General features: G+C 45.1%; 25 protein-coding genes and 3 tRNA genes. 17 read left to right on the top strand and 11 right to left on the bottom strand.

Annotation, left to right across the window (positions count from 1 at the left end):
- Positions 1-88 precede the first annotated feature (88 nt).
- From nusA to AACH20_RS01325, 5 genes are read left to right on the top strand one after another with little or no spacing between them, the layout of a single operon-like run.
- On the top strand, positions 89-1,210 hold the full coding sequence (gene nusA / locus AACH20_RS01345; protein ID WP_338503431.1) for a transcription termination factor NusA: 1,122 nt from the start codon (positions 89-91) through the stop codon (positions 1,208-1,210).
- 40 nt (positions 1,211-1,250) lie between these two features.
- Entirely contained in the window at positions 1,251-3,707 is a 2,457-nt protein-coding gene (locus tag AACH20_RS01340) for an ATP-dependent Clp protease ATP-binding subunit (protein ID WP_338503429.1), read from the top strand.
- A complete protein-coding gene (locus AACH20_RS01335) occupies positions 3,691-4,671 on the top strand; it encodes a hypothetical protein (RefSeq protein ID WP_338503427.1) in 981 nt (326 codons plus the stop codon). The genes AACH20_RS01340 and AACH20_RS01335 overlap by 17 nt, the downstream gene beginning before the upstream one ends.
- Positions 4,671-6,020, top strand: coding sequence for a DNA repair protein RadA (gene radA / locus AACH20_RS01330; RefSeq protein ID WP_338503424.1), 1,350 nt, complete (start codon positions 4,671-4,673; stop codon positions 6,018-6,020). The genes AACH20_RS01335 and radA overlap by 1 nt, the downstream gene beginning before the upstream one ends.
- 11 nt (positions 6,021-6,031) lie before the next feature.
- Complete coding sequence (locus tag AACH20_RS01325; RefSeq protein ID WP_338503422.1) at positions 6,032-6,838, top strand: PIN/TRAM domain-containing protein; 807 nt, start codon at positions 6,032-6,034, stop codon at positions 6,836-6,838.
- A gap of 5 nt (positions 6,839-6,843) precedes the next feature.
- Here the strand turns inward: AACH20_RS01325 and AACH20_RS01320 are convergent, their stop codons facing one another.
- Positions 6,844-9,504, bottom strand: coding sequence for a transglycosylase domain-containing protein (locus AACH20_RS01320; RefSeq protein WP_338503420.1), 2,661 nt, complete (start codon positions 9,502-9,504; stop codon positions 6,844-6,846).
- 73 nt (positions 9,505-9,577) lie between these two features.
- On the opposite strand from AACH20_RS01320, the gene tyrS reads away from it, so the two are divergent.
- From tyrS to AACH20_RS01285, 7 genes are all read left to right on the top strand, one after another.
- Positions 9,578-10,798 (top strand): tyrosine--tRNA ligase, encoded by a 1,221-nt coding sequence (gene tyrS, locus AACH20_RS01315; protein WP_338503418.1) that lies wholly within the window; start codon positions 9,578-9,580, stop codon positions 10,796-10,798.
- Complete coding sequence (locus AACH20_RS01310; RefSeq protein WP_338503417.1) at positions 10,798-11,553, top strand: HAD-IIB family hydrolase; 756 nt, start codon at positions 10,798-10,800, stop codon at positions 11,551-11,553. Before tyrS ends, AACH20_RS01310 begins: the two co-directional genes overlap by 1 nt.
- Positions 11,554-13,596 carry an ATP-dependent DNA helicase RecG gene (recG, locus tag AACH20_RS01305; RefSeq protein WP_338503416.1) on the top strand — a complete coding sequence of 681 codons (2,043 nt, stop codon included), beginning with the start codon at positions 11,554-11,556 and terminating at the stop codon, positions 13,594-13,596.
- Between the two features lies 1 nt (position 13,597).
- Positions 13,598-14,422 (top strand): hypothetical protein, encoded by an 825-nt coding sequence (locus tag AACH20_RS01300; protein ID WP_338503414.1) that lies wholly within the window; start codon positions 13,598-13,600, stop codon positions 14,420-14,422.
- Positions 14,412-14,957, top strand: coding sequence for a 16S rRNA (guanine(966)-N(2))-methyltransferase RsmD (rsmD, locus tag AACH20_RS01295; RefSeq protein WP_338503412.1), 546 nt, complete (start codon positions 14,412-14,414; stop codon positions 14,955-14,957). Before AACH20_RS01300 ends, rsmD begins: the two co-directional genes overlap by 11 nt.
- Before the next feature lie 59 nt (positions 14,958-15,016).
- Positions 15,017-15,649, top strand: coding sequence for a DUF421 domain-containing protein (locus AACH20_RS01290; protein ID WP_338503409.1), 633 nt, complete (start codon positions 15,017-15,019; stop codon positions 15,647-15,649).
- Positions 15,650-15,778: 129 nt separating this feature from the next.
- Complete coding sequence (locus AACH20_RS01285; protein ID WP_338503407.1) at positions 15,779-16,093, top strand: hypothetical protein; 315 nt, start codon at positions 15,779-15,781, stop codon at positions 16,091-16,093.
- A 13-nt stretch (positions 16,094-16,106) separates the two neighbouring features.
- On the opposite strand, the gene AACH20_RS01280 is transcribed toward AACH20_RS01285, so the two are convergent.
- From AACH20_RS01280 to AACH20_RS01260, 5 genes are all read right to left on the bottom strand, one after another.
- Positions 16,107-17,693 (bottom strand): alpha-amylase family glycosyl hydrolase, encoded by a 1,587-nt coding sequence (locus AACH20_RS01280; RefSeq protein ID WP_338503405.1) that lies wholly within the window; start codon positions 17,691-17,693, stop codon positions 16,107-16,109.
- Between the two features lie 45 nt (positions 17,694-17,738).
- Positions 17,739-18,164, bottom strand: coding sequence for a DUF4396 domain-containing protein (locus tag AACH20_RS01275; protein WP_338504281.1), 426 nt, complete (start codon positions 18,162-18,164; stop codon positions 17,739-17,741).
- A gap of 50 nt (positions 18,165-18,214) precedes the next feature.
- Positions 18,215-18,502 carry a metal-sensitive transcriptional regulator gene (locus tag AACH20_RS01270; protein ID WP_338503403.1) on the bottom strand — a complete coding sequence of 96 codons (288 nt, stop codon included), beginning with the start codon at positions 18,500-18,502 and terminating at the stop codon, positions 18,215-18,217.
- A 432-nt stretch (positions 18,503-18,934) separates the two neighbouring features.
- Positions 18,935-19,348, bottom strand: a complete 414-nt coding sequence (locus AACH20_RS01265; protein WP_338503401.1) for a hypothetical protein — start codon at positions 19,346-19,348, stop codon at positions 18,935-18,937.
- Entirely contained in the window at positions 19,338-20,018 is a 681-nt protein-coding gene (locus tag AACH20_RS01260; RefSeq protein ID WP_338503399.1) for a type II toxin-antitoxin system antitoxin SocA domain-containing protein, read from the bottom strand. Before AACH20_RS01260 ends, AACH20_RS01265 begins: the two co-directional genes overlap by 11 nt.
- A gap of 309 nt (positions 20,019-20,327) precedes the next feature.
- Between AACH20_RS01260 and AACH20_RS01255 the strand changes: the two genes are divergently transcribed.
- Both AACH20_RS01255 and AACH20_RS01250 read left to right on the top strand, forming a co-directional pair.
- Complete coding sequence (locus tag AACH20_RS01255; protein WP_338503397.1) at positions 20,328-20,657, top strand: HNH endonuclease signature motif containing protein; 330 nt, start codon at positions 20,328-20,330, stop codon at positions 20,655-20,657.
- A gap of 2 nt (positions 20,658-20,659) precedes the next feature.
- Positions 20,660-20,947, top strand: a complete 288-nt coding sequence (locus AACH20_RS01250; protein ID WP_338503395.1) for a hypothetical protein — start codon at positions 20,660-20,662, stop codon at positions 20,945-20,947.
- Between the two features lie 62 nt (positions 20,948-21,009).
- On the opposite strand, the gene AACH20_RS01245 is transcribed toward AACH20_RS01250, so the two are convergent.
- From AACH20_RS01245 to AACH20_RS01230, 4 genes are all read right to left on the bottom strand, one after another.
- On the bottom strand, positions 21,010-21,891 hold the full coding sequence (locus AACH20_RS01245) for an HpyAIV family type II restriction enzyme (protein WP_338503393.1): 882 nt from the start codon (positions 21,889-21,891) through the stop codon (positions 21,010-21,012).
- The gene (locus AACH20_RS01240; RefSeq protein ID WP_338503391.1) at positions 21,884-22,951 is read right to left on the bottom strand and encodes a site-specific DNA-methyltransferase; all 1,068 of its coding nucleotides are present in this window, start codon (positions 22,949-22,951) and stop codon (positions 21,884-21,886) included. Before AACH20_RS01240 ends, AACH20_RS01245 begins: the two co-directional genes overlap by 8 nt.
- Positions 22,952-23,220: 269 nt before the next feature.
- Positions 23,221-23,296 (bottom strand) — tRNA-Gly (locus AACH20_RS01235).
- Between the two features lie 49 nt (positions 23,297-23,345).
- Positions 23,346-23,421: transfer RNA gene (locus tag AACH20_RS01230), tRNA-Phe, on the bottom strand.
- A 67-nt stretch (positions 23,422-23,488) separates the two neighbouring features.
- Between AACH20_RS01230 and AACH20_RS01225 the strand changes: the two genes are divergently transcribed.
- Positions 23,489-23,563 (top strand) — tRNA-Gly (locus tag AACH20_RS01225).
- Between the two features lie 56 nt (positions 23,564-23,619).
- Here AACH20_RS01225 and AACH20_RS01220 read toward each other — a convergent pair.
- Entirely contained in the window at positions 23,620-24,366 is a 747-nt protein-coding gene (locus tag AACH20_RS01220; protein WP_129743970.1) for a slipin family protein, read from the bottom strand.
- A gap of 101 nt (positions 24,367-24,467) precedes the next feature.
- On the opposite strand from AACH20_RS01220, the gene AACH20_RS01215 reads away from it, so the two are divergent.
- Positions 24,468-25,640, top strand: coding sequence for a replication-associated recombination protein A (locus AACH20_RS01215; protein WP_338503388.1), 1,173 nt, complete (start codon positions 24,468-24,470; stop codon positions 25,638-25,640).
- A 36-nt stretch (positions 25,641-25,676) separates the two neighbouring features.
- The gene (locus tag AACH20_RS01210) at positions 25,677-26,246 is read left to right on the top strand and encodes a hypothetical protein (RefSeq protein WP_338503386.1); all 570 of its coding nucleotides are present in this window, start codon (positions 25,677-25,679) and stop codon (positions 26,244-26,246) included.
- The last annotated feature ends 33 nt before the right edge of the window (positions 26,247-26,279 follow it).

The following is a 26,279-nucleotide window of genomic DNA, read 5'->3' as shown; positions in this document are numbered from 1 at the left end:
AAAGTACTAATCCGGCCGGCAGGTCGGAGTTTTTCGTTTATGGAAGTTTGAGACGGAAAAAGATATAATTAATAAGAAGGAGAACATAATGGAAGACTTGAATATCAAGCAGTTGACGTTGGCAGTGCGTACGATTGCTGAAGAAAAAAACTTGCCAGAAGAAACAGTTTTGAGCGTGATTGAGCAGGCGATTGCGGCGGCTTGGCGTCGTGATAACGGTACGCGAGATCAGTTGGTTCGCGCTAGCTTGAATATCAATAACGGTACGGCTGTCGTGTCGGTTGTTAAAACTGTCGTTGAAGAAGTTGAGAATGACGCCAATCAAATCGACCTAGAGGAAGCTAAGGAGATAGATTCTGCGGCTGAACTTGGCGGTGAAGTTGTGATGGAAACTCATAACGTGACGACTTTTGGTCGAGTTGCTGCTCAGACCGCTAAGCAAGTGATTCTGCAGCGTTTGCGCGAAGCTGAGCGTGAAGTTGTCTTGGCGGAATTTGAAGATAAAATCGGTACGGTTGTTATTGGTACGGTTCAGCGAGTTGAGCCACGTGTTGTGCGAATTGAGCTGGGCAAGGCTGTCGGAATTATGCCTCAGAGTGAGCAAATTCCTGGCGAATATTACGGCGTTGGTCGTCGAATTAAGGTTTATATTAAGGACATTGAGCGCGAAGGTCGCGGTCCGCAATTGATTCTTAGCCGCGGCAATGAAGAATTTGTGCGATTCTTGTTCAATCAAGAAGTTCCAGAGATGGAAACTGGTGCAGTTGAGATTAAGGCAATCGCTCGCGAAGCTGGTCGCCGAACTAAATTGGCGGTTTCTTCAGCGCTACCTGGCGTTGATCCAGTCGGTACGTTTGTTGGTGGTCACGGCGCCCGCGTTCAGGCTGTGATGAATGAAATTGGCGAGCAGGAAAAAATTGACATTATTCCATATGAGGAAGATGCGGCTGGATTTATTGCTAATGCAATGAGTCCAGCAGAGGTTTTGAGTGTGACTGTCAATGAAGACGAGAAGCGTGCGACGGTTTATGTTAGTGAAGACCAGCAGTCAATAGCAATCGGTCGTGCCGGACAGAACGTTCGCTTGGCAAGTCGATTGACTGGCTATGAATTAGACATCGAAGCAAAAGCTCCTGTTAAGGTAGAGCCAAAACCTCGAAAGAATATTGAGGATAGCTTGATGAGCGTAGTTGAGGAGGTGGCGGAATAAGCTGCCTTCTGCGAATCGCCGAAAACGAAAGGAGGGCGATATGTCAGAAGATTTTTCTGAATTAGAACCTCGGCTGACGGAAACGGCTCGGGCCAGTTTGGGACGGGCTGGTTTTCTGGCGCATAATGAGGGGAGTGAATATGTTGGCACGGAGCATATTTTGCTTGGTGTGTTGGCGCAAAATTCGTCGCTAGGCGCGAAGATTTTGGCTGAAAACGGCGTAACTTTGGATCGTGCGGAAATGGCATTGAATCTGACCGCAAAGCCGCTGGTGATTACGATTGTAAGTAAGGGTCTAAGCGCAGAAGTTGTTGAATTGATAAGAATTGCTTGGCAATTAGCGGTTGAATTTGGACAGGAAAAAATTGGCACAGAACACATCGTTTATGGAATGCTGCAGCAACACGAGGCGCGAGCGACTAAATTGCTGCGAGATATGAATGTCGACATTGACAATCTGCGTGGAAGTTTGGAAGATGTGTTTGATAAACAGCAGTTTGAATCTCTGCAGAGTGAACGCAGTGTGGCGAGTAAAAATTCTGGCGATTTGCGAGTTTTGGAGAAATTTGGTGTCGATTTGACGCGGCGTGCTAGCGAAGGATTTTTGGATCCGGTTATTGGTCGAGCCTCGGAAATTCAGCGAATGATCACGATTTTAGGTCGGCGTAGCAAGAATAATCCAGCGCTGATTGGCGAACCTGGCGTCGGTAAAACTGCGGTCGTTGAGGGCTTGGCGCAGAGGATTGATGATAATAAAGTTCCCGAATTTTTGAAGGGTAAGCGACTTTTTCAACTGGATTTGACGGCGATGATTGCTGGGACGAAATATCGCGGGCAATTTGAGGAGAGATTGCAAAAAGTTCTGGCGGTCGCCAAAAAACATCAAGAAGTTATTTTGTTTATTGACGAGTTACATCTGTTGGTTGGCGCTGGTTCGGCCGAAGGCTCGATGGACGCGGCGAATGTATTGAAGCCAGCGTTGTCGCGAGGCGAGGTGCGACTAATTGGCGCGACGACGTTTGATGAATATCGAAAACATATCGAAAAAGATGCTGCGTTGTCACGGCGCTTCCAGTCGGTGACGATCAATGAGCCATCGCCAGAAGAGGCGGTGGAGATGATGTGCGGCTTAAGTGTCAATTTGGCTAAGCATCATCAAGTTCAGATTCCTGACGAAATGTTGACTGAGGCGGTGGATTTGAGCCAGCGTTACGTGACGGAGCGATTTTTGCCAGATAAAGCGATCGACGTGATTGACGAGGCAGCGAGTTTATTGAAGTCTAGCTCACCAATAAAATTGTCGCGTAAGGACAAGTTGGCTCGCCAAATTAAGCGATTGGCTGGAAAAATTGACGCCGCGGTCGAGGCTGAGGATTATGAAAAAGCCGCAGGATTTAAGATGCAAATGCGACAATTGGAATTGCAAGCCGAAGCGCTGAGAGATGAAGCCAGTGATGAGCCGGTGTTGACTGATGAATATTTGCGTCGAGCGGTTTCGGCAATGACGAATATTCCGATTGACAGATTATCATTAAATCAGATGAAAGATTTGATTCGCTTGGAAAAACGACTGAGCCAGAGCGTTCTTGGTCAGAATGAAGCGATTGAGCAACTGGCGCGCGCGATTCGCCGCAATAAAGCCGGACTAAATCGTCAGAGTGGGCCGCTTGGGTCGTTTATCTTTCTGGGTCCGACTGGAGTGGGCAAAACGGAATTGGCGCGAGTTCTGGCGCGGGAAGTTTTTGGTGGCGAGGATAGCTTGATTAAAATTGACATGAGCGAGTTTTCCGAGCGTCACACGGCTAGTCGGCTGGTTGGTGCGCCGGCTGGTTATGTTGGCTATGAGGATGGCGGGAAATTAACGGATAAAGTTCGTCGTCGACCGTATAGCGTGGTATTGTTCGATGAAATTGAAAAGGCGCATCCCGACGTTCTGAATCTGCTTTTGCAGATTTTGGAGGACGGCAAGTTGAGCGATTCTCACGGGCGAACGGTGAGTTTTCGGCAGACGATTGTCATATTGACGAGCAACGTCGGCGCCGAGCAAATGATTCAGGATTCGGAGCTGGGATTTGGTGCGTCTGGGCAGAAAAAGTCGGCTAGCGAAAATCGTCACGAGAAAAATTCGCGTGCCGCTCTGCGTGAGCTTGAGGAATTTTTGCGTCCAGAATTGATTGGCAGATTTGATAGCGTGATTACATTTAAGCCACTCTCTCGTTCGGTCGTACGAAAGATTTTTGATAATCTCACGTCTGACTTGATCGAAGCTGTTGGTCGACATGGAATGACGCTTGATATTACTTCTTCGGCGAAGTGTTGGTTGATTGATCGGGGATTTGACGAGCAACGTGGCGTGCGAGTTTTAAGACGAACAATTCAGTCGGAATTAGCGGATCCGCTGAGCGATGTTTTACTGTCAAATAAAGCAAAACCTGGCGACGCGCTGGAGGCTAAAATTGATAATGATAAGGTGGTGATTAATGTCAATCGTGCGTAAAATATTCAGCGTCCTCACGCCGATAATTGTACTTTCTGCTGCGGTTTTTGTGATGATGAATCGTCAGCAAATTATTGATGAGATTACGCTGTGGCAATATAAGCCGAGTGCGGAAATTGTCGCTATTGCTGACCGCGTGAAAATGTCAGACACTGGCAGAAAAATGTTCTATGTTTCTAATCCGCAAATCAAATCGGCAAATGAGTTTAACGAAGATTGTCGGCGTGTGGAAAAGGGAAACGCGATTTTGGGTTGTTACAATCCGTCGTCTAGGGATATTTATATTTATAACGTGACCAATTCTGAGCTTGACGGCGTGAAAGAAGTGACGGCGGCGCATGAGATGTTGCACGCTGCTTGGGAAAGGTTGAGCGCGTCGGAAAAATCTCATTTAAGCGAGCTTTTGGAGCAGGCTTATAACAATGTGAAAAATAAAAAATTGTCTGAGCGGATAGAGTATTATGATCGCGCGCAACCTGGAACTAGAGCTAACGAGCTGCACTCAATTTTAGGGACGGAATTTGCCGATTTGGGCGACGAACTGGAAGAATATTACCGACGATATTTTACCGATAGATCCGAAGTCGTGAAACTGCATGCGCAATATCAAGAAAAATTTGAATCCAGAGAAAATGAAGCACAGAAGTTGAGTGAGTCGTTGAAGGCCCGGAAGGAAAAATTGAACAGAGAATTATCGCAATATTCGACTGATTTGGCGGATTATAATGGTCGCGTGGCGGACTTTAATCGGCGAGCGGGCACTAGCGGCGGATTCTTGTCGCAGAGTGATTTTTATAGTCAACGTCAAGCCTTGAAGGCGGAGCTCTCGGAGTTGAACGAAAGGCGTGCCAATTTGAATTCTGAGATCAATTCTTATAATTCTGATGTTTTGAGGCTCAGGGAATTGGGCGTGCAGATTGATGAATTGAATAAAAGTTTGGATAGTTTGGAGGGGGCGAAATAATGGCGAAAGCTAGAAGTCAATTTGTTTGTCAGCAGTGCGGAGCTAGTTTTTCAAAGTGGGCTGGCAGGTGTGAAAATTGCGGGGAATGGAATTCGCTAGTCGAGCAGGTCGTTTCTTCTGGCGGGTCGTCCGTTGTTGATAAATCGGCTGGGCGCGGCAAAGCCTTGAAAACGTCTAGCATTCGTGAAGCTGCCTCTGAGGCTGGGCTAGAAAGATTAAGCACGGGAATTGACGATTTGGACACTGTTTTGGGTGGTGGTTTTCTGGTTGGCGGCGTGGTGTTGGTGGCGGGTCAGCCAGGAATTGGGAAAAGTACGCTGCTGGCGCAAGTTGCGGCACATATCGCCAAGACAAAATCGGTGTTATATGTGAGCGGCGAGGAGTCGGTTTCTCAGGTGAAGCTTCGTGCGGAGCGTTTGGGTGCGGCTGATTCGGAAAAAATGCAGCTGGCGTCCAGTAATAGCGCGGAAGATATTGCAGCGTCAATTCAGCAAGGCGGGTATGATTTGGCAATTGTCGATTCGGTTCAGACAATTTCTCTCAGCGAGATTTCCTCTGCTCCGGGGTCGGTTAGCCAAATCACAAACTCATCAAACGTGATTATTCGCGCCGCCAAAGCTTCGGGTACGGCAGTCATTTTGGTTGGCCACGTCACTAAAGAGGGCTCAATTGCTGGGCCGAAGATATTGGAACATTTGGTGGACGTTGTACTGAACTTTGAGGGCGATCGATATGGCGGTTTTCGAGTTGTTCGAGCACAGAAGAATCGATATGGTTCGACTAATGAGGCGGCGATTTTTGAAATGGACGAGCAGGGACTAAGAATCGTAAAGAATCCGTCGGCGGAACTTCTGGCGGAGCGTCAGAATCTGGATGGGTCAATTGTGCTGGCGACCATGGAAGGCGCACGTCCGCTTTTGGTGGAAATTCAGGCGCTAGTTAATCCGACGAATTTTGGCTATCCTAAGCGCACGGCGAGTGGTTTTGATCTGAATCGATTGAATCTATTGGTGGCGGTTTTAGAGAAGAGAACCAAGTTGAAGTTGGCGGACAAAGATATTTATGTCAATGTGGTCGGCGGCCTGAAATTAAATGATCCAGCGGCCGATTTGGCTGTGGCGATGGCGATTGCTAGCGCTAGCGCTGGGCGAAGTCTGGACGAAGGTGCTGTGGTGTTTGGCGAGATTGGTTTGGGTGGCGAGGTTCGCTCGGCGACGAATTGGCAAGCTCGAATTAAAGAGGCGAAGAAGCTGGGCTTCACTTATGCGATTGCGCCAAAAGTTCATAAAGATAAATTTATAAAAGGCGTCAGTGATATGCGGCAGGCGCTGATTGACTATTTACAATAGAAAGGGAAAAAATGAAAGATTTTTACGGATTGATAATAATTATAATGTTGCTTGGTTTGGTAGCCGAAGTTTATCTCTTGGCAAAACCGCGACGAAATTCATCTGTGGGCGCGGCGCCGATTTTGGTCGACACGTCAGTACTCATGGATGGGCGAGTGACTGAGCTGGCGAAGACTGGATTTTTGCTGGGAAAAGTTATCGTACCAAGGAGTGTATTGACAGAATTGCAATTATTAGCCGACGGCGCAGACCATGACAAGCGCGAAAGGGCGCGATTCGGTATGGATGTTGTGAAGGAGCTTAAGGATATTTTGAAGTCTTCATTCGAGCTGTATGATGATAATGTTCGCGTACCAGAAGGTGTGGATTCGCGCTTACTGAAATTGGCAAAGGAAATGGATGCGGCAGTGTTGACGCTTGATTACAATTTGAATAAGGTAGCGCAAGTTGACGGCGTTAGGGTTTTGAATATCAATGAGCTGGCGAAAAGTTTGAGGATGAGTTATTTGCCTGGTGATGAGCTGGATTTGGAGCTGTCGCAGAAGGGGCAAGATTCTCATCAAGCGGTTGGCTATTTGAAAGATGGAACGATGGTGGTTGTTGAGAACGCCAAGCGCTACATTGGGCAAACGAAGAAAATTGAGATTATCCGAAGCTTGCAGACCGACGCTGGAAAAATGATGTTTGCGAAGCTTGTGGTTGAACAGAAAAAACCTGTAAAGCAGAAGACTAGCGTTCCTAAAAAGCGCACAAATGGTCGCTCAAAAACATCAGCTCAACACGAGGCTGAGCTGATTAGTTTGGTGAATAAACAATAGTTTATTTAGTTAACTTGAATGCTGCCAGTTGACGTGGCGGTGTAATATGCCGAGTCTCTTACGGTTACAGAAACTGTGTGCGCTCCCGCCGTATCAAGCTCTACTGTGGCGGTCTGCTTGCCGCTTGAAGTAATTTCTAAACTCTTAATGCTCTTTCCGTCCACGGTAATTTCGATTGCCGATAAGCCCCAAGTTCCTGCTGTAATGTCGACATTTATCGTATATTTCTTACCGCTGTTGGTGTATGATATTGCTCCAATTTGCGGTTTAGTGTCGTCACACTTGTGAACGTCATCTTCTGCGTTCGCGTCGTAGCCTGAAGGAACGGTAATTGACTCTTTCTTAGTCAAAGGATCAATAATCTTTGTCACTTCAATTTCTTCCTTTGCGCCATCCGGAGTACAGTTTGTCGCCTTTTTCTTAGAGACTTTATCGAAGGTAATTTTCTCTGTAGATTGACTTTGTCTCTTATTCCACCATGACGGATAGAGTTCACCGTTGACAGTCTGGATTCCGCTTGGTCGCTCATACCATTGACCTGACTTCCATTTACCCTCTTTGGCGTAAACTTGGGTGTGGGCGAACTCCATAACCTTTCTAATCACCGGCATTCCGTAGTTAGAAGCTGATGTACCAATCACGCTGGTGTCGGAGTTTCCGAGCCACATTCCCATAACCAGAGCTGGGCTGTAGCTGATAATCCAGAGGTCTTTTGGCTGCGAGCCTTTGTCCGATGTACCAGTCTTTGCAGAGGTTCGAACGCCATTGACGCCCATCCAGCCGTGAAGTCCAGGGGTTCGGTCGGACAAGATGTCGTTCACAATGTACGCTGATTGCGAGTCGATAACTTGCTTGCCTTCGTCTTTCCATTTTTTCAGAGTTTCACCTTGGCTGTTCTTTACCTCGATAACACTTGAAATGTCTTTTTGGACTCCCATTCGCGCCAATGTTGAGTAAGCGTTCACCAATTCTGTCTGCTTGGTTCCACATGCGCCAATTGCTGCACCGAGTCCGTAACCACCGGCATTTTCTTCCTGACGGCAATAGTTAGGATCGCCCATCCTGCGGATTCCCTCGACGACTGGTTTAGCGGATCCGTCACCAACGATGTAAGCGGCTTTAATAGCTGGGACGTTTCGGGATAGGGCTAGTGCTCTTCGAATATTGATGGCACCCATAAACTTATTGTCCCAGTTTCTCAGAGTTGCGCCGTACAGTTTATCAATGTTCTCGTCAGCTAAGACTGTGCCGCTACCGTATGCTTGCTTGCTGTCGTGTTTGTCAAATAATTGAGCAAAGACAAGCGACTTAATCGTGGAACCTGGCTGGATATAGGAAACTGCGGCGTTGTCCTGACCGAAGCCAGTGTAATTAAAGTCACGGCTACCAACAAGCGCTACGATTTGTCCAGTCTGAACGTCTTCGACTGTTGCGGCGCCGTTACTAATTCGCACAGAATCTGGTCGACCCGTTGCAAAGAACGATTTCATTTCATTTTCAAGTTTCTCCTGAATTCGCCAGTCGAGGGTGGTTTTAATCGTCAATCCACCGCGTCCAACGACTGATTCGCCAAGCTCTTTACTCAACTGATTGCGAACCATCAATAGGAAGTGAGGAGCCTTAATATTCTCCAAGTGCTCGGTCTGTGGCTTAAGCGTGCTTAAGATATCAATCTTTTTAGCTTTTTCAGCCTCATCCTTGGTGATAACGCCTTGCTCAGCCATGTAATCCAGAACTGTATGTTGTCGGGCAATCAAAGCCTTATTTCCAGCGGTGTTGTATGGATTATAGTAAGTTGGATTCTGTGGAATACCGGCAATTAGCGCCGCTTCCGCCAGCGTCAGATCTTTGGCGTGCTTGCCGAAGTACGTCTGAGCGGCTGATTCTGCGCCGTTGCGACGACCGCCGTATGGAGACTCATTCAGATATAATGACAGAATTTGGTCTTTGCTATACATGCGCTCAACTTCGATTGCGAGGATGATTTCCTTGATCTTTCGAGGAATACCGCTAATTGATCGGTCGCCGGCCTCATCTGCGAAGAAGACTTGCTTGACTAGCTGCTGTGTCAGAGTCGATCCACCCTGAACTTGGCGGCGTGAAGCGGTTGAGAGCATTGCGCGCAACATACCACTAATACTGATGCCGTGGTGATTGTAGAAATTTCGGTCCTCGATTGCGACAGTGGCTTTTTTCAAATAGTCGCTAATCTGGTCAGATTCGACAACCAATTGATAATTACCTGTGCCTTTATCTTCCCAAAGCAAATTGTCGTTGCGGTCGTAATATTTAGTGACAGTCGTTTGAACGCGCTTAGCAAGCTCGCCAGGGCGAATTTTATCGAGGTCTTTACGGAAGTAAGCGAACATTCCGCCGATAAGTAGCAACATCAACAAAATACCGACGCCAAGAATTTTCAGAGCCATCAGTCCGCCGCGCTTGGAGAACCAATATTTCGCTAGTCGCTTCGGATGTAATCGATAAAAGAATCGCTTTACGGGATGTTTCGGCAAAGTCGCCAAATATTCCGCTCGTTCGCGCGCGTCCTTGTCTTTTTTAGTCTTATGTTTCTGCGCCAAATTGGCATATAAGTTCATCCGTTTCGACGGAGATTTCTTATCGCTTGAGCCGTGTCCGGCGGTGCTTATCGTAGTCTTTTTCTTCACAATTCTATTATATCACGCATATGTTTCGCTTCAATTGTAAAATTGATATACTAATATATAGAAAAGGAGTGATATGAAATTATCAGAAGAATTACAATGGCGTGGATTCTGGAATCAGACCACATTTACTGACGACAAACTTATCGATTCGGAGAATTTCACGCTCTATTTGGGGACGGATCCTTCGGCGGACAGCTTGCATGTTGGGCATTTGGCTGTTTATATGATGGTTCGACATTTTCTGGAGCGCGGACATAAGGTGTTTTTGCTCGTTGGCGGCGGCACAGGAATGATTGGCGATATGCGCGACACGGAAGAGCGAAATTTGCTTTCGTACGAGGAAATTGAGCATAATAAACAAGCCTTAAAATCCCAAGTTTCGAGGATTTTTGCTGGACGAGATTTTACTTTGGTTGATAACGCTGACTGGCTGGCTGAGTTGGAATTGTTGCCGTTTCTTCGCGATATCGGTAAGAATTTCAATATGGCAGATTTGGTGAGCCGCGAATTTTTCAAGGCGCGCATTAACAACGGCAAAGGTTTGAGCTTTGCGGAATTCACTTACACTTTACTTCAGGGCTATGATTTTTGGCATCTATTTAATCAATATGGCGTGAATCTGCAAATTGGTGGATCAGATCAATGGGGTAATTTATTGTCAGGCGTGGATCTGATTCGCAAAAAAGAAAACACTGAAGTCTATGCAATGACCGCGCCACTGCTTATCAATAAGTCGACTGGTCGTAAATTTGGCAAATCTGAAGGTGGCGCGGTTTGGCTTGATGATAATAAGACTAGCGTCTATAAATTCTATCAATTCTGGCTGAATGTCGATGACGAGAGCGCGATTGAATATATGAAGATATTTACGATGTTGGATCGTGATACCATTGAGGCTATTGCTGAAAACCACGCCGTCAATCCTGGTGCTCGTTCGGCGCAGAAGGTTTTGGCTCGTGAAGTTACTGACATTGTTCACGGTAGCGCGCGTCGTGAATCTGTTGAGCGTGTGAACGAAGTTTTATTCGGTGGTGGCGATTTTAAGAGATTGTCGGACGATGATTTAGGTGCTTTGGCTGAGGAAATTCCTTGCGTTGATGCTGGAGTTGATGTGATTGAAGCGTTGGTAGAGTCTGGCGCAGTTAGCTCTAACGGCGAAGCGAAGCGATTGTTAAAATCTGGCGCCATTAGCCTAAACGGCGAAAAACTTGCCGAAAACAAAGTCGTCAATGACACGTCGCTACTTAAGAAGGGTAAAAACACATTTGTATTAATTATGGGGGAGAATGAATAATGAAAAAAATTATTGGTTTTGATTTGGATGATACGCTAGCAATTACAAAATCGCCAATTAGCGATCGTATGGCTGGAATTCTTAGTCGATTACTTGAGAATTATGACGTTTGCGTGATTACTGGCGGCACGTTTCAGCAGATAAAGAAGCAGGTGATTGACAGGCTGAACGTTACTCCAGAGTTGCTTCAGAAGTTCCACGCGATGCCAACTTGCGGTACTCGATATTATAGATTTGACGCTGCCGATCATGAATGGAAAATTCAGTATGCGAATGATTTGTCTGACGAACAAAAAACTCAGATAACTGCGGCGTTGGAAGAAGTTGCGAAGGAAATGGGTATTTGGTGCGAAAATCCTGCGGGCGAAATAATTGAAGATCGACATAGCCAGATTACTATGTCGGCTTTGGGTCAACAAGCCACACCTGAAGATAAATATGCATGGGCTGAAAAATATAAGGATGTTCGACCGATATATCGCGACAAGGTGGCGGAAAAGTTGCCTGGGCTTGAGGTGCGAATTGGTGGTACGACCAGTACTGACATCACGCTTCCGGGAATTGATAAGGCTTATGGAATTGTTAGGTTGCTTGAACTGAATGGCTGGTCGAAAGAGGAAACGCTGTTCTTTGGCGACAAAATTGAAGAAGGTGGCAATGATTTTCCAGTGAAGCAAATGGGCGTAGATTCAATCGGCGTGAGAGGCTGGGAAGATACGGCCTACGCTCTGGAAGGCATCAACGCTGTTTCGTAGATGAAACTAGCAACTCCTCTCGAGCAAATTAAAGGTGTCGGTCCGAAAACTGCTCAAGCTCTAGCGGCGGCCGGTCTTACGACGGTTTCTGATGCCCTGAATTTCTTACCGCGAGCATATGACGACTATTCAACTGCGGTTAATATCGCAGATCTTCAGCCGGGAAAAGTTACTGTTAAGGCGCGCTGCGAGTCGGTTTCGACGCGTATTGTTCGGCGCGGACTTAGAATCACGACCGCGGTTTTGGCGGATAAATCAGGCAAAGTTAAGGCGGTTTGGTTCAATCAGCCGTACCGCGAAACGCAATTAAAATCTGATGCGGAATTTATTTTTTCTGGCCAATTTGATATGCAATATAATCGCTATCAAATCAATAATCCGTCCGTCGAGCTGGCGAAAGAAGTTGCTAAAACTGCTGCAGAAAATAATTCTGGAATTCAGCCAGTTTATAAGTCGATTAAAAATATTCGCCCAAAAACCGTGCAGGATTTGATGAAAAATATTCGTCCGATTATGGATTTTTTGCCCGAGACTTTGCCGGAAAACATTATTCGGCGCCAAAAATTGGTTAGTCGCTCTGAGGCGGTTAAATTTCTTCACGCACCAAAAACTCACGAGGAAATTTCCCGTGGTCGTGAGCGCCTGGCGTTTGAGGAGCTGTTCGAAATGATATTGGCGGCACAATTTAATAAGCAAGAGCAGACCAGATTAACAGGCTGGAAAATTCCGTTTAATAAGTCGGTCGTGAAAAGTTTTGTCGACCAATTGTCGTTTCCACTGACAAATGCCCAGCGTCGCGCCGCGTGGCAAATTCTGCAAGATTTGGAGTCTGATCATCCGATGAATCGGTTGTTGCAGGGAGATGTTGGCTCGGGAAAAACTGTCGTTGCTGGATTGGTGGCTGCGGAAGTGGCGAAGGCTGGTTTTCAGACGGCAATTATGGCGCCGACGGAGATTTTGGCACAGCAACACGCGAAAACGCTTGACGAGTTATTGTCGCCATTTGGTGTGTCTGTTGCGCTTCTGACGGGTCACGTGAAAGGTGCGGCGCGCAGTCAATTGTTGGACAATTTGGCTAGCGGTAACATTGATGTTGTGGTCGGCACACACGCGTTAATTCAGGAAAAGGTTGCGTATCATAAATTGGGGTTTGCGGTGATCGACGAGCAGCATCGATTTGGCGTGAAGCAAAGACAAGCTTTATTGGAAAAGTCTGATTTTATGCCGCATCTTTTAAGTATGACAGCCACGCCAATTCCGCGCAGCTTGGCGCTGACGTTGTACGGAGAATTGGACATTTCCATTTTGGACGAGTTGCCGTCTGGGCGCCAGCCGATTCAGACAAAGATTTGGTCGCCGGCGTCAGCTCCGAAGCTTTACGAATCGATTGAAAATGATCTAGCCAAAGGTCGCCAAGCTTACGTTATTTGTCCGTTAATTGACGATAATCCAGATAACGATAAAAAATCGGTGGAGGCGGAATATAATAAACTATCTAAGACTATTTTTAGCCATCGTCGAGTTGGGCTGTTGCACGGAAAGCTTCCTGTCGAAGAAAAAGCTGAAGTGATGCAGAAATTTGCGGACGGCGAGCTGGATATGTTGGTGAGTACGACTGTGGTTGAGGTTGGTGTGAATGTGCCGAATGCGACGGTGATGTTGATTGAGAATGCGGACAATTTTGGATTGAGTCAATTGCATCAATTGCGCGGTCGAGTTGGACGCGGGAAACATCAGAGTTTTTGTCATTTGATGATGAGCGGCCACGATAAGCCGAGCCAACGACTTCGGGAGATTGAAAAATCGCAAGACGGATTTTATTTGGCGGAGGTTGATTTGAAATTGCGTGGACCCGGTGAGATCTACGGCAAAATGCAACACGGGGATTTGAACTTGAAAATTGCCTCGCTGGCGGATACGGCGCTAATTTCTCGCGCTCAAACCGAAGCCGAACGTTTTGTCAAAGAGGGGCAAGATTTGCTACAATATAATCATCTGGCGCACGCCGTCAGTCGCTATCAGCGATTAACTGTTTTAAATTAATATGTACGCAGGAACAACAATTAGGGATAGCTCTGGTCGATTTATTGGCGTCCACCAAAAAATAGATCGAGTCGCAAGAAAAAATATAGAACCAATTCTTCCTGATTGGTGTGATTTTCCTGACATTAAAAACATTCTTCATTTTGAGGGCAAGAATGGTCCTGATGGTGTTAAACGAAAAAGTCCAGCGGTGGATGAGCCTTGGCACTTTATAAATCCGGACGATCCGAATGACATTGCACTTTTGGAGATGATTGACGGACATATTGGCAATTTAGCCCAAGCACTGCGAACAAATAATTCCGAGCGAGCAGCGTTTGAGGCGGCTTGGATGGCGCACGCGATTACTGACGGTTTGACTCCAGCGCATCATTTTCCTCTGGAACAAGCTATGGCGGAACTTCGCGGCGGTGAAGGGTTGGAGACGCGAACTTCAATTTTGAAGAAAAATCTCATGAAGGGCGATAACGGAATTGAACTGATTAAGAACAACTGGAAATTCTGGGGCGCCAAAGGTATGATGACGACACACGTGGCGTTTGAGGCTGGCGTAGCTAGCGTGGTGGCATATCCGCGTTTTAAGGACGCAATTCCGAGTGACGATGAGATATTGCAAGTGAAAAATCACGGCTATCGTGAGTATTATTTGGACCAAGTTCACGCCGTGGCATCGATGAAAATGTATGACAATTTTAGCAAGAGTGGTTGGACGACAGACCTTGCTTGGCAGACAAATCACGAACTAATGCCGATTATTATAAAGTCGGTGATGCTGGGTTGGCTGGCGTCCATTTGGAAACTTGAGGCAGAAAAAAGTGAGAGTTAGGATTATTTCTGGCGAATTTGGCGGACGATTCATAAAAACTCCGCCCGGCTCAACGACACATCCTATGGGCGAGCGAGTGCGTTCAGCTATGTTCAATTCTTTAGGCGAATCGATACGCGGCGCGCGGGTTTTGGATGCTTTTGCGGGGTCTGGTGCTGTTGGACTAGAGGCATTAAGTCGCGGCGCAGAATCGGCGGTTTTCGTGGAGCGAGATCGAGTCGCTCGGCGAGTAATTGCTGAAAATATAAGCATTTTGGGTGTCGAAGAAAAATCTATTGTAATAAAAACAACAATAATAAATTGGCTGGAAAGTGCGAGTTCAACAGGGGAGTTCGATATTATTTTTGCCGATCCGCCATACCATAATCCACAGTTTTCCACAGTTTCTAAGCTAATGAGACTACTCAAACCGGGTGGAACTATGATATTATCACATCCAGGAATAGGTGAGGTGCCGGTTCAAGACAAAACTGTTGTGGTGGACAGTCGTAGTTATGGGGAGGCGCACCTCACCAAGTTCCTACGATTGAAATAAGTCTGATGAGCGTTCTGATAAATATCAGAGCGTTTTTAATAGAAAAAAGTAGGTAAATTATGAATGAATTTATTTTAGTAGCAATAAAATTATTGATCGGATTTTTTGCCCTGACGATAATAATTAACGTTACAGGAAAAGGTAATTTGGCGCCATCTTCCGCCAGTGATCAAGTTCAGAATTACGTACTTGGTGGTATTATTGGTGGCGTTATTTATAACAATGATATTAAGATTTTGGACTATGTTGGGATTTTGTGCATATGGTGTGTGCTAGTGTTAACACTGAAGTGGATAAAGAAACATAGCGTTAAGGCTAAACAGCTGATTGACGGTAAGGCTTTGATAATTATAGACAATGGGAAGATAGATATCGGAAACTGCGAGAGGGTCGGCTTGAGCGCTCATGATGTGTCTTTCAAGCTTCGAACCCATAATATTTACTCGACGAAAGACGTGAAAAGGGCTGTTGTTGAACAGGATGGCGAGCTTATTATTTCGCACAAAGACGAGGAAAATCCGAAATTCCCGTTAATAACGGACGGTCAATTGCAGGCTGATATTTTGGACGTAATCGGAAAAGACGAAAAGTGGTTGCTTGGTCAGCTTAAAAAACAAGGCTTAGAATCTTATGGAGATGTATTTTTAGGCGAGTATGTCGACGGTGATTTGATTCTGACTGCTTATAATTAAAGGTGAATTAACTGGACAGGATGAAAAACGTTGTTGTTTGATAGTGTTGTGAAGTTAACTCTACCACTACATCTGGTGGCGGTGTATAATAATTTATAGATAAAGTGAAAAGAGGAGGAATGTAGAGAAATGCCGTGTATTGATTATTTGCCAAGTGGAACAAACACAAATTCGCAACGAGTAATATTGAACGATAAGCTAGGTGGCTTCGGCACTTATGGGGAAGTCAGCAAGGTTGATAACGAGGAGTTAGAAAACGATACGACAGAATCTAGCCAAAACAGCTATCCAGATGTTCTTGATGATTACTATCTAGACCTGGAAGCCCTCACCGAGGCTGCCGACGATGAGAGAACTAAAAAGAAAATGGCAGATCTGGCGGCTCGATGTGCGGGCGTTTATCCTATGGAAGAATGTGATCTAGAAACAGGAACATTATTCTAACCGAGCGTTTTTATTATTGGACAATAAGCAAAACTCCGCAATATCCTGGGATTGTCATTTGGAGATTTTCTGCGGTAATTAAATTGACAGAGTGAGTCGAGGTTATAATCTTTGCGTTTTCTGGAATGGAGAAGCTTTGTTTCTCGTCTGCGAAATTGATGAAAACGTAGGCACGTTGACCGGCTAGCTCTCTTTTTAATCCAAGAATAAAGCCGTTTCCAGTGTTTTCTACAATACTCAAATCGCCATTTTTAAGAATCGGGAGAGTTTGGCGTAATTTTAGCAGCTTTCGGTGCATGTTAAGCAGGGAATCGTTTACGATTTTTTCGCTATCAACGTTGACTCTTGTGCGATTATCATTAACAGGAAGCCAAGGTTTTGCGCTTGAAAAGCCTGCAAATTGCGAATCATTCCATTGCATTGGCGTGCGTTCTAAGTCTCGGCTATCAACAACAGAATTGGCGGGGCTAAAATTATCTTGAATGTCATCAGCGGTCAATTCTCCGTTCGTCATGCCAATTTCGTCGCCGTAATATACTACGCTAATTCCTGGAGTGAGGAGATTTAAGAAGCTGAGGGCGCGGGCGCGTTCTTCGCCCAATCTGGAGGCGACTCGCGGCTGATCGTGATTTCCGATGCAGAAAAATGGCGTGGTTGAGCTCGCTGATTGCAAGTAATTTTCGATTTTTTTCTCAATATTTTTAGCGTGCCATTCGTTGTCGCGATATTCCATAAAAAACGCCGAGGCTTTTGGGTGAACTGTCAGGATTTGGCTGTATTGATGATAAATATCACCTAGCTTATCGTCGGGATAAAATTCAAACACCATTTGCTTGTCGTTATATTCATCGCAGACTGACGCTAATTCTCGCAAATATTCCTGAAAATGCGGCCCCATTTTACAGTGGTCGTGGATAAATGCTCCGTAATCGTCTGGATTGCCATAAAAATCAGGATTTGGAGAATCGTCTTTAAAGTCGGGATCTTTGGAAATTCCCCAAATTGCATCGACGCGCATTCCATCAACGCCCATATTAAACCAAAATCGCACTATGTTTTTCATTTCAGCACGCACTTCAGGATTATCCCAATTCAGATCTGGCTGTGTTTTTAGGAACGAATGCAGGTAAAATTGCCCAGTGTGCTCGTCAAATTCCCACGAACTGCCGCCAGACAAACTTCGCCAATTGTTAGGCTCGCCATTATCTTTTCCGTCGCGCCAAATATAGTAATCTCGCTTGGGATTGTCGCGTGAAGATCTAGATTCTTGAAACCACGGATGTTGGTCTGAAGTGTGACAGGGAACGAGGTCGATCATAACTTTAATGTCGAGGTCGTGAGCCTTTTTAAGTAACGCTTGGAAATCTTCCATTTGACCAAAAGTCGGATCAATAGCTCGATAATTTGCGATATCATAGCCAAAGTCGGTCAGCGGCGATACGAAGAATGGGGAGATCCAAATCGAATCGATACCCAGCCATGATAAATAATCCAGCTTCTCGGTAATGCCGTTCAAATCGCCAATTCCATCGCCATTCGTATCCAGAAAACTGCGCGGATAAATTTGATAAAGAGAGGCGACATCTTGCCAAGTTTTCATGGTCTAAGTATAAGCGAGATGATAGAGAAAATCAAAGCAAATGAATTACATGTGATGATAATGATGAGTCAACGCGTGACCCTTACCTCGACGTAGCAAATATAGATTGACGGGATATGATACGACAAACGCGGCTAGCATACAGATTATTCGGCTAACCCAATAAATCGGATGAGCTAAGTTCTTATCCATGGCGCCCGGAATGATTAGCATAATTATGTTGTCTACGACGGTCATTGACAGTATGGATAATGTGTCGGCGGCGAAAACTAACTTTAAGGATTTTATAAGCGATAATTTGGCGCGTACTAATGGTATGATTGACGCGGTGTAGCCGGAAATGAAAGCTAAGACTGATGCCAGAATGACCGTAGTATGTGGCGCAAATCCAGCGTGCGTGCCGATGGTAACGCCGATCATCTCACCGATCATACATCCCGCCAGGCAGTGTAAACTTGCCGATAGCGCCATACGTTTGATTGAATTTTTTGTATTGCAATGATTATGAGATTCGTGATTCATTATTTTGTCCTTATATTATTTAATTCATATAGATTGAGTAATTCTTCTATCGCTTTACTTTGTTGAGCTTTGTCGCCGGACGCCATTTTATCGGCAATGTGCGTGCGGAGATGTCGTTCCAGAATAAGTTTATTAAGCGATGCCAATGATTTTTGTATTGCTAGACTTTGGGTTAAAACATCCATGCAATACGTGTCGTCGGTAATTTGTTTCTCGAGTCCGCGCATTTGTCCTAATATGATCTTTGTGCGATGCAGGGCTCGTCGTTTGATGTCTGCTGTATCCATAAAATAATCATATACCCCCTGGGGGTATTATGTCAAATGTAATTAGCTATCTAAGGACTGGCTGTGTTGAATGGCGTAGTCTAGAAAATTTCAAAACGATTATCAATACTTTACTTATGTGTTAGAGGTTGACGATAAATAATGTTATAAATACGAAAAAACCACCCGTTCGGATGGCTAAATATCTAATTGGCAGCAATATACACCAAAGCTCGGACCTAGTTCGAGCGCAAGCGTCTGCTCGTCCCACTAGAAAAATCCTTTGAATTATCTTTTTGAAATTTTCCCTGCCGATTTTTTTATTTTTTAGTTGAAAAAGGTGTTTTCTGGGCAGGGACGACTACTGTTATGACAGTAGAGGTGTTGGTGTTTCGTTTAGGTGGCAAAGCTGCCGTGCTTAAGTGTCTTAACCTCGTAGGTTATTGGTAAAACCTAAAGACTAAACCTAGTCAATAAGTCTTTAAACTCTTGTTTTATAATACCTCGCCAAGTAGCAGTTTCACTTGCAGATTTACCCAGATAACCCTTGTGGTAAAGCAGTAAAACACGAACGGTGCGATCATTATGATTTACATATAAAATCACTCTGTTTCCAGAGTCTTTTGCAGATTGTTTGCGTCCCGCAATGACAAACTCATGTTTGATAATCCATTCCTTATTGTCGTCAGTTCGATGAATCGGAGGATTTGTTCTTCCATTAAGCACTAGCTGATCAATGTGTGCAAACTGCGCTACGAGCGCTTTGCGTGTTACAAGCCATTGATTGCCATAATTCTTTTTGAACGCTTTGGCGTAGTGGCGTTCGGAGTAATCTTCAAATAGTACACGGTAGTTATCAGTAAACACGGCTCGGCTCTTCCTGGGTAATTAGCTCGTAGGGTATATATTCGTTTTGCCTACAGATTTGCCAAGGAAGTTGTGTGTGTGTAAAGTGTACGATTTCTTTTGTATTTGAATCTTTCCATTTTTGTGCAATTTTATCAATCAAGTCAAGTTCACTAGTCGAGAGGTGCTGAGGTGGAGTATCTTGTGCAGATCGCGTGAGATTGAGCCACTGGGCCTCATCGCCAACCTTGAGTGATACCTTACCTTCATCAATAAGCTCATCAACAATACGAAAATACTGGTCGGGTACTGGACCATACTGCAAGCGACGGTACTTCATGCCACTCATCGGCTGCAAATGCTCATAATACCATGCAAAGTCTGCAAGGTAGATAAGTTTTGCGAGTAGCGTCTTCGTTGCGCTTTTGCCTGCGTATTCTGTATAGCGACGCAGCGTTTCCACTATCATTTCGCGGTATTTCTCGTAATTTGGGATTTCTTGTGATAAAAGATCAATGATATCGACACCAAGAAAATCAGCAAGCTTACCTAGTTCTTCACTACTCAGTTCACGCTCGCCTTTTTCGGTGGCTACAACACTACTGCGACTCACATCAATCGCTTTCGCCACATCATCTTGTGATAGTCCGTAGATCGCCCGGAGTTCGCGTAGATTCTTTTCAAGAGTCATTTTGCTTCCTTTCTCTTATATGTACAGTATACTACATCGCGCGTAACTATGTCAATATTACGACTATTTGTTTGTATAGTTGACATATAAGTGTGCAGTTGTGATATAATGAGAATACGAACCTGTAAAACACAAACGGTGGAGCTGTGTGGGCGGGTCGTCAAAGCGGAGGGTACCCGTCCGTAATACAACGTTAGAATAGGAAAAGTACTGGCTCGCGCCAGTACCAGTGTGCAAGATTTGCTTCCCTCGTACACTCCTATTCTAGCACAACAACAATGTTGAGCCATATAAAAAAGGAGAAAAATCATGGCATACAATCATCAATACACTCCGCTTTTGCGAGTACTAACCAAAAAACAATATACAGAACAACAAAAAATTGACGTATGGAATAAGGCACGTATAGTACAAGGCTATAACTCTGCATACGTTCGTGCCGACGTGTGTGGTGCTCTCATTGAATGGGGGAGTTACGGAGATACAACAAGTAGATGTGGCTGGGAGATTGACCATATCATACCTAAATCGCTCGGAGGTACTGATGTCATCACTAACTTGCAACCGCTACAATGGCAAAACAACCGCGCAAAGGGTGATAGTCTTTCGCTCAACTACTGTGCAGTGAGGAGCTACTAGCTATGGCTGACTTAACGATCACATCAGACCCAGATAAGGATGGCAACCACAGACTCCAGTGTCCGCAGTGCCTTATATCGTTCTTTGCGCCTATTGCTAAAGATGACAAAACTGGTGAACTGCAGGACATCATCTGTGAGAATTGTCATCACGCCGCCGAACCACTGATGTTTATATATACGGCAAACAAAGAGCAGGTTGACGCAATGGTAATGAACTACGCAGAGCGCGAGATGAAGAATATGCTCAAAAAAGCGTTTCGTGGCTCAAAGCACATCAAGATAAAGTAAAATCTATTTGGCGGACACTCGTCGCACTACGGCTTAATTAAACAGGCGTGATGTGGGGCGATTTACAACAATATTTTGGTGGGCGATGATTGCAGATATAGAAGTATTGAATCAGCTATTTTATGCGTAACCATTATGTTTTGTGCGCGAAAATATGGCTCAAGTATCGCAAGCGTTGCACCGGTCGGGAACAACACGGGCAGTATCTGGCTTACAATTCGCTCATCATCAAAGAGCTTACGGAATGTGCGTAGCGGTAGATCTTTTATTTCTTCGGCAGATTCTTTGGGGCTACTGTCAAAATTGACGTTTGGTAAGTCTGGTATGTCTTGACGCCATTTTTGTAGATTATTCATGATGTCAGGCCAAATATGAGATAAGTCGAGCTGGTTAAACATGTCTTGTCCGTACGACACTGACAAGTGCACACCCCACGATTCTTGCAGTTTTTGTAGCTCCGGCTGATAAAAGTTTCGGTTTTTGACAAGGCTTGGGTCAATGAAATAGAAAAATCCCCACGTTACTCTATCACCATAAATGTCGACAAGTGTCTCAAGTTTCTTTTCAAAGTTACTAATCTGACCACGTTTTTTGGTTGAATCATGGTCGTCGCGTACCTTTTGCTCAATGAATAGTACTTTGTCATCTTTGACGAGCAACTGATCTATGTCGAGAGCGTCACCTTCTTTCGATGTAATCTTTTGCGGTAACGGCTGCCAGCCCTCGTTGATAAAGTATTGCTTGATTGCCACCTCGAACGCGTCGCCAAAACGGATTTCATTTGACTGCAACAGGTTTTGTAGCAATTTTGCCTCTGGCTTGGTCGGGCGGAATAGCCCCACGTATCTATCGGGGTACTCGGCGACTTTCTTGAGCAAATCAGGTTTTGACTTTGCGAATATTTTTTCATTAAAAATATTTTTGAAAATCTCATATTCAAGCATGATTTTCCTCCAGATACTTTTGACGGATATTGTCAATTGGTAGATTATTCATATACCAAAACATCCATCCATTGCATGACGGTTGGTTTTGTAGAATTGCACCGACCTTATGAATAGAGCCCTCTATGTCGCCACTTTTTAGCGAGCCATTTACGGTAACTGCCGCCGAGTATTTACCGTCTTTACTTGTAAGTATCGTTCCACTCTTGATAAGTCCGATATCAACCAGCAAGCCAAAGGCGACGCGCGGTGCTTTTGCCTCTAACTTGCTTGATACCAATGCTTCATCAAGCAGTGTTGTTTTGTCGAGTCGTTGCTTCGCAACTTTAATATAGGTATCGTCACGCTCAATACCGATATATTGCCGCCCTAGTTCTTTTGCGGCAACTGCGGTTGTGCCACTGCCGAGAAATGGGTCAAGCACAATATCGCCAGGCTTTGATGTTGCATTGATAATTCGACGGAGTAAAGCAAGTGGTTTTTGCGTCGAGTGTGCTTTTTCGCCATTAATTTTTACGCGTTCTTGTCCGCTACATATCGGAATAAACCAATCGCTACGCATTTGCTTATCTTCGTTATATGTTTTCATAGTTTTGTAGTTGAAAGTCGGCTTTGACTTTTCGGACTTACCCGCCCATATGAGTGTTTCGTGCGAGTTATTAAAGCGTGTGCCCTTGAAGTTCGGCATAGGGTTTGTTTTGATCCAAAGAATGTCGTTAAAAATCCAGTAGTCGAGGTCTTGAACGATTTTTCCAACGCGGAAAATATTATGGTAACTTCCAATGACCCAAATTGTGCCATTGTCTTTAAGCACACGCCGACACTCCGTCAGCCATTTGGTTGTAAAATCGTCGTAAGTTGCAAAACTGTCGTATTTGTCCCAGTCATCACTGACTGCAGATACTTTTGTGTTATTTGGTCGCCACAGGTCACCTTTGAGCTGCAGGTTATAGGGTGGGTCGGCAAAAATTAAATCTACTGATTTGTCTGGTATGGTTTTTAGTATTTCAACGCAGTCACCTTGGATTATGACATTTGTTTCTAGTGATTCTATACTCATGGACGCCTTTGAGTTAGTTGCTATTATGTGAGTATTTATTGTCCGTAATAAAAAAACGGACACCTACTCTAGGCGTCCAACCAACAATCGGAATTCAAACCAAATGTCTTTCGAGCAAGTGCCCGTTTTTCCTGGTTTGAATACCAAAAATATTAGGTAATCCCTAAATGTTATATTGTTGGTTGGACTCTTTTATTATAGCACTTTTGTTGTATATTGGCGGGTATAAATACGAAAAAACCACCCATTCGGATGGCTAAATATCGAATTGGTGCGGGTAAGGAGACTCTAACTCCTGGCCTCTTCCATGGCAAGGAAGCGCTCTAACAACTGAGCTATACCCGCATGTTGTTCACGATTTATTGTAACAAAGTCGTGAATGAAATGCAATATTTGGTGGCTCCTCCCAGACTTGAACTGGGGACACAAGGCTCTTCAGGCCTCTGCTCTACCAACTGAGCTAAAGAGCCACAAACTTGCTATTTAATTGTACTAAAGTTGTCGCCATCTGGCAAGGGTGTTATAATTCTATCGAGCGCGGGTGTCGTATAGCGGCTATTATGTGACCTTCCCAAGGTTGAGATGGGAGTTCGACTCTCCCCATCCGCACCAGAAATTATAAAGCACTCTGTAAAATTACAAGAGTGCTTATTTTATTGATAGGTGGTTTATTTCTTACCGCCACGAATTGCATCGATGAGTTCGATAGGGAATAGCATCATCGTCTTTTGGCTTGGCTCTGTAGAGATTCGCTCTAAGGTGTTCAATGTTCGCAGATTGATAGCGCCTTGAGTTTTTGCTAGGATTTCTGCAGCCTGGGCTAATGTCTCGGCTGCGGCTTTTTCACCGTCAGCGTTGATGATGTTGGCGCGGCGCTCGCGCTCTGCCTCGGCTTGTTTGGCCATGGCACGCTTCATATCGCCAGGAAGCTCGATATTCTGAATCTTAACGTTCTCGACATCGATACCCCATTTGTCAGTTTCGGCATCAACAATTTCCTTGATTTGCTGGGAAATTTCTTCGCGCTTGGCGAGCAAATCGTCCATGTCGACATTTCCGGTGACGTCGCGCAGTGCTGCTTGGGCAAATTGGCTAGTCGCGTAAATATAGTTCGTGGTTTCTAGCACGGCTTTTGGCGCGTTGATGACTCGGAAATAAACCACCGCATCAACGCCGACCGTGACGTTGTCTTTGGTGATGACTTCTTGTTTTGGAACGTCAATTGGAGTTGAACGAATATCGACCAACATCATTGTCTGCAATCCTGGAATGACGACTCTTAATCCTGGTTCACGAACGCCGGTGAATCGGCCAAGTGTTAAAACCACGCCGCGCTGATATTGATTGACAATTTTAATGCCACCAAGCACATAAAGCCCGATAGATACTAAGATTATTACTACAAATGCTCCCATTTTTCCTCCTATTTATATAGATCTATTGTAGCATTTTGTGCGAGGAAAGTGTAAACGGCGGAGACTTTTTGGCTTTATGGATTTCGCGATATAATGGGAGTATGAGTGATAGTAGACAGCCGCTGGCTGAACAGATGAGACCGCAGACGCTGGATGAGGTGATAGGGCAGAGTCATTTGCTTGGCGAGGGCGAGTTATTGAGGCGAATCGTTAAGAATGGCGAGCCGGTCAGTTTGATATTGTGGGGTCCGCCGGGAACTGGAAAAACGACGTTGGCGCGGATTATTGCGCGCGAGGTGAAGGCGGAGTTCATTGAATTATCGGCGGTTACGAGCGGGAAAAAGGACGTTGAGCAGGTAATTGAACACGCCCGTCAAAATTGGAATTTAGGACTTAGGACAATTCTATTCGTTGACGAAATTCATCGATTTAATAAAGCTCAACAAGACGCGTTTTTGCCGCACGTTGAGAGTGGGCTAATTACGTTAATCGGCGCGACGACCGAGAATCCGAGCTTTGAAGTCATCACGCCGCTACTGTCGCGTTCACGAGTTTTAGTTCTCCAGCGATTGACAAAAGACGAGATTATATCCGTATTAAAAAGAGCGCTGAAAGTCTTGAAAAAGTCTAAGCAGGTTTCGCCCAAAGCTCTGGACTATTTGGCGGAATTATCGGATGGCGATGCAAGGGTGGCGCTGGGCAATTTGGAATTGGCTCTGAGTTTTAATGAAAAAGTAACGCCGGAAGTGGTTAAGGCGGCGGCTCAGAAGCGACTTCCGGGCTATGATAAAAAAGGCGATTCGCATTACGATGTGATTTCCGCTTTTATCAAGTCGCTAAGGGGCAGTGACGCGACGGCTGCGACGTATTATTTGGCGCGAATGATTGATGCGGGCGAGGATCCGAAGTTTATTGCTCGGCGGATGGTGATTTTTGCATCGGAAGATATTGGACTGGCGGGCAATGGTGCGCTGAGCTTGGCAATTGCAACATTTGAGGCTGTCGAGCGCGTCGGTCTTCCGGAGGCGAAGTATAATTTATTCCATTGCGCTATTGCTCTGGCTCGCAGTCAGAAGTCGCGTGAAATTACCGATTTAATGTATGGCGCTTTTGAATTGGCGCACAAATATCCGAATTCTCCCGTGCCGTTGCATCTCAGAAACGCTCCGACCAAATTGATGAAAGATTTGGGCTATAACAAGGACTATAAGTGGCAAGCTGGCTTTAAGCACGACAAAGGATTTTTACCAGAGGAAATTAAGGATGTGGTATAATTGGCATTACCAATATTCTTAAAAGGAGAAGTTAATATGCCAAAACAAGAACCTCAGCAGCCGCAATATGCGCCACAGCCTGATCCAAATGCACAATACGGTCCCGCACCGCAACCTCAGAACACACCGTATGAACAGCAACCAGTTAGTCAACAATATTTTGCGCAACCTCAAGCAGCGCCAGTGCAATATGTCGTGATGGCAGAATCCCTGAAGGGTGTTAAGGGTTGGTTAATGTTCTTTGTGGTTTGTTTCGTTATCGGTAGCCTTGTCAATACAGCAGTGTTTTTTCAGGCGATAATGAATCTTAGTCAGCCAGAGAACGTCATTTCTTTGATATTTTCACCTGTACTAGTAGTCTTGGCTATTTGTGCGGTTGTGTTTATAACGATGCAGAAGCGTCTTGGTAAGTGGCTAGCTGTTGCTACGATCGCCACGGCTGGATTGGGCAATGTTGCAAATGCGGTGGTTATATATGCATCCGGAAGGTCAGGAGTAGACGTTTCAGCATTTATTACCGGAATCGTTACAATGCTAATAGTAGAAGGATTGGTAATCTTGTACTTCTTTGCTTCTCGCCGAGTCAAAGAAACTCTTGTCAACTAATTCCTGTCTGCGTATAAAAATAAACCGCTCCAT

The organism is Candidatus Minimicrobia sp. QA0096 (assembly GCF_963967315.1).
GTDB lineage: Bacteria > Patescibacteriota > Saccharimonadia > Saccharimonadales > Saccharimonadaceae > Nanosynbacter.
This window is presented reverse-complemented; position numbering and strand designations above follow the sequence as displayed.